This is a genomic window from Deinococcus rhizophilus (assembly GCF_030271215.1).
GTDB lineage: Bacteria > Deinococcota > Deinococci > Deinococcales > Deinococcaceae > Deinococcus > Deinococcus rhizophilus.
Map to the genome: position 1 here is coordinate 1 of NZ_JASNGB010000225.1, position 4,106 is coordinate 4,106.

The 4,106-nt window shown below is 72.9% G+C and carries 4 protein-coding genes and 1 riboswitch; of the genes, 3 read left to right on the top strand and 1 reads right to left on the bottom strand.

Features of this window, described 5'->3' with window-relative positions; genetic code table 11:
- Positions 1–233 precede the first annotated feature (233 nt).
- Positions 234–497, top strand: a complete 264-nt coding sequence (locus QOL99_RS15530) for an acylphosphatase (RefSeq protein WP_285525148.1) — start codon at positions 234–236, stop codon at positions 495–497.
- A gap of 489 nt (positions 498–986) precedes the next feature.
- On the opposite strand, the gene QOL99_RS15535 is transcribed toward QOL99_RS15530, so the two are convergent.
- Positions 987–1,883 carry an FRG domain-containing protein gene (locus QOL99_RS15535; RefSeq protein ID WP_285525150.1) on the bottom strand — a complete coding sequence of 299 codons (897 nt, stop codon included), beginning with the start codon at positions 1,881–1,883 and terminating at the stop codon, positions 987–989.
- A gap of 128 nt (positions 1,884–2,011) precedes the next feature.
- Here QOL99_RS15535 and QOL99_RS15540 point away from each other — a divergent pair, with 128 nt between their 5' ends.
- Positions 2,012–2,590: a hypothetical protein gene (locus QOL99_RS15540; RefSeq protein WP_285525152.1), complete on the top strand. Its 579-nt coding sequence runs from the start codon at positions 2,012–2,014 to the stop codon at positions 2,588–2,590.
- Between the two features lie 94 nt (positions 2,591–2,684).
- Positions 2,685–2,773: riboswitch (ZMP/ZTP riboswitch) on the top strand.
- Between the two features lie 43 nt (positions 2,774–2,816).
- Positions 2,817–4,106 (top strand): bifunctional phosphoribosylaminoimidazolecarboxamide formyltransferase/IMP cyclohydrolase (gene purH / locus QOL99_RS15545; protein ID WP_285525154.1); only part of this gene is annotated, 1,290 nt, incomplete at its 3' end.

Sequence of the window (4,106 nt, forward strand, 5' to 3'; positions counted from 1 at the left end):
GCGCCAGCAGCACCCACCCGGCCCGCCGGGAGCGGGAGGCAGCGGGACCCGGCGGCGGAGTCTGGCTCACGCCGGGCCTGGGCGGTGGCCCGACCGGTGCGGTGCGGGGGGAATGGGTCGGGCGGGCATCGGCCCTATTCTAAAGGTCGTCCGGTGAGGGGCCCCTTGCTGTTTTCACTCCAGCGTCAGCTTCGGCACCCTCCCACCCCGGATGGGCGGGCTAGCATCCTGCCATGCGTCTGACCGCTCTCGTTTCCGGCACCGTGCAGGGGGTGGGCTACCGCCGCTACGTGCAGAGGCACGCCCGCGACCTCGGCCTGTCGGGCAGCGCCGAGAACATGCTCGACGGCCGGGTGGAGGTGGTCGCCGAGGGCCCCGAGGAGGCCCTGGCCCGCTTGCTGCACTGGCTGCGGCGCGGCCCGCCCCACGCCCGCGTGACGGCGGTGGACCCCCAGTACAGCGAGGCGACGGGCCTGCAGGAATTCCACGTGTACTAGAGCATTGGACAGAATGACGGCCCCCGGGGAAGGGCGCCCCAGGTGCCTCCCCGAATGCCCAATGCTCTTCTTCAATTCGCTCGCTCTGCTGCGCAGCTTTGCAAGTCCGCTCGGCCAACGCATGCGGAAACCCACCGCATTCTTATGGCAAATGCTCTAGCAGGCGGAGGGCGAAGACCCCTCACCCCCGCTGCGCCACACCCCCCACCCCCTCGCCGCGCGAGGCCCCTCCGCAAGCGGCTGTACCAGTCTCCCCGTGGTAGAGGGGGCAGNGGCGGAGGGCGAAGACCCCTCACCCCCGCTGCGCCACACCCCCCACCCCCTCGCCGCGCGAGGCCCCTCCGCAAGCGGCTGTACCAGTCTCCCCGTGGTAGAGGGGGCAGAAAAGCCCTCTCCCGGGGGAGACTCGCGGAGCTGCTTGCAGGGGGTTGGGTGGGGGGTCTGCCTCATGGAGTGGGAGCTTCTGCCAACGGCCTGAGCGCCGGACCCTCACTCCCGCTGCCGCAACTCCTCTTTCTGTTCCTCCAGCGCGTCGCCCTGGCCCCCGCCCTCCCCGCGCTGGCGGTAGTAGCGTTGCAGGGCCTTGCCCAGCCCCCCCAGCCCCGGAAAGAGGGTGCGCTCGGTGATGTTGGACTGGTCGAGCTTGTCGCGGATTTCCCACTTGAACCCGGCCGGGAGAATCACCTTGCGGGCGCTGCCGGGGTGGGCCGCCAGCCACCCGTCGAGCGCGAGGTCCGGCGTGGAGAGCAGCGAGAACAGCGCTGCCTGCTGCACGATCCGCTCGTCGAGGGAAGGTGGCTCCAGAAACAGCAAGAACGGCTGATCGCCCTCCCGCTCCAGGGCCTCGAGCCAGTTCAGCTCGAAGGCGGGCGAACCCGGGACCACGGCCAGCGACTCCCGCGCCCGCGAGAAGTCGGCCAGCATGTCCACCGTGAACACCCCCGCGCCCTCCTGCTCCAGCAGCGCGGCCAGCGGCGCGGGCAGGGTCGCGTTCGTGCGCCCCATGTGGGTCATCCAGACCACGCCGTCCTCGCCGTAGAGGTGTTCCTCGGCGGTGGCGAAGTGCAGCGCCACCAGCGGCGAGGAACTCCAGTCGAGCAGCCGGGTCGGCAGGCCGTGGTGCTGCCCCACCGCCAGCCAGTACCACGCCAGGTCGCGGTCGATGCCGCTGCGGTGGGCGTACTTGCGGAAGTTGCGCAGCAGGTGCCGCTCGATGGCCCGCGTGTCGCCCCCCTGCCGTTGCAGCGAGGTGGTCAGCGGCGCCGACCCCCGCCCCTGGCCCCGGAACACGTAGGGCGAGCGGTGGCGCCTCAGCGCCGGATTCCAGGCGTCGGCGTACAGGACCTCATGCAGTTCCGGCCACGTGGACACCGTGATCTCTTCCATGCCCCCACCATAGGGCCGCCGACCGCCCCCGCCGGGTCCGCCTTCACGCGGGCAGCCGGGTCGCGTCTGCCCCCCGCGTAAAGGCTCCCGTAAGGCACCCCCCGCCGCCTCCCCTTTAAGGTGCCTCCATGAGCCTCAAGGACAGCTTCACCCCCGACGAGTGGTATCAGGTCATGACCGCCCCTGGCCGCGTGGGAGCCGCCGTCGTCGCCGCCAGCCCCAGTGGGGTGACTGGCCTCGTCGCTGAGGCGCAGGCCATCGGGGCCGCCATCCGCGAGAGCGTGAGCGCCGAGGGCCGCACGCCGCTGCTCGAGGCGATGGCCGCCGACCTGATGGGCACGCCCCCCAGCGCCCAGGAGGTGCCCCAGCAGGACCGCCCCCGCTCGCTGGACGAGGCCCGCGCCCGCAGCATCGAGGAGGTGCGCCGCGCGATGTGGCTGGTGGGCAGCAAGACCGGCCCCGAGGACCTCGCCGCCTTTCGCCGCCTGCTGATGGGCGTGGCCGAGCGCACGGCGGCGGCGGCCAAGGAGGGCGGCTTCCTGGGCTTCGGCGGCGAGCAGGTCAACGACAGGGAGCGGCAGGTGCTTGACGAACTCCGCGCCGTTCTCGGCGGCGACGGCAGCGACGGCACGCAGGCCCCCGCCCCGGCCCTCGTCCACGAGACGCCGCCGAACGGCAACCCGGACGGGTCGGGCAACAGCAACTGAAGCGCCTCTGGTGCCGCGCCCTGCCCGGGTTCCGGGTGGGGCGCGGCCCTGCTGACGGCTGAAAGCTGACCCTCCCTCCCTGCTATCCTTCGCCCAGACCGGCGGCGACTGGCGCTGAACGTGGACCTACACCACGGGGAAGCCGCCCGGACTTTCACGAGATCGCGCGCCTGGGTCGGACGCTCTTGCCCCTGTGGGCGGGGGCGTCCGCGTGCAGGAGGCCAGGATGAGCAAACGGGCGTTAATCTCGGTGAGCGACAAGGCGGGCGTGGTGGAGTTCGGGCGCGAGCTGGCCGCGCGGGGCTGGGAGATTCTCAGCACGGGCGGAACGCTGGCGGCGCTGCGGGCGGCGGGGGTGCCTGCCACGGCGGTCAGCGACGTGACGGGCTTTCCCGAGATCCTGGACGGGCGGGTCAAGACCCTGCACCCGGCCATTCACGGCGGCATTCTGGCGCGGCGGGAACCGGGGCACCTCGCGCAGCTGGAGGCGCACGGCCTCGGCCCCATCGACCTCGTGTGCGTGAACCTCTATCCCTTCCGTGAGACGGTGGCGCGGGGCGCGGCCTTTGGGGAAGCCGTCGAGCAGATCGACATCGGCGGTCCCGCGATGCTGCGGGCGGCGGCCAAGAACCACGCGGCGGTCCTGGTGCTGGTGGACCCCGCCGACTACCCGCTGGCCCTCGCGGACGAGGTCGCCCCGGAGGACCGCCGCCGCCTCGCCGCCAAGGCCTTTCGCCACACCGCCGACTACGACGCGGCGATTGCCGGATATCTGACGGGGGAGGCGCGGGAAGGACAGTTCCCGGACCGCCTCTCCCTCTCCCTGTCCCGCGTGGCCGAGGTCCGCTACGGCGAGAATCCCCACCAGCCCGGCGCGGTCTACCGCCGGGAGGGAGAGCGCGGCCCGGTGCTGGACGCCCGGCTGCTGTCCGGCAAGCCCATGAGCTTCAACAACTACGCCGACGCCGACGCCGCCTGGGCGCTCGCCGCCGAGCTGAGCGGGCAGGAGCAGGGCGCGGTGTGCGTGGCGGTCAAGCACGGCAACCCCTGCGGGGTGGCGGTGGCGGACACGGTGGCGGCGGCCTGGGAACGCGCCCGCGACGCCGACTCTCTCAGCGTGTTCGGCGGCGTGGTGGCGATCAGCGGCCCGGTGGACCTCACGGCGGCGCAGGCGATGCGCGGCACCTTCCTGGAAGTCCTGATCGCCCCTGACGTGTCCCCCGAGGCGGCGGCGTGGTTCGCCGCGAAAAAGCCCGACCTGCGGGTGCTCGTCGCCGCGCCGGACGCGGCCCCCGGCCCGCTGGACCTGCGCCCGGTCGCGGGGGGCTTCGCCGTGCAGCACCGTGACCTCCGCCCCTGGGACGACCTCTGCCCCGAGGTGGTCACCACCCGCCCGCCCTCCGAGGGAGAGTGGCACGACCTGCGCTTCGCCTGGGCGGTGGTCAAGCACACCCGCTCCAACGCGGTGGCCCTGGCGCGCGGGGGCGTGACGGTGGGCCTGGGAGCCGGGGCGGTC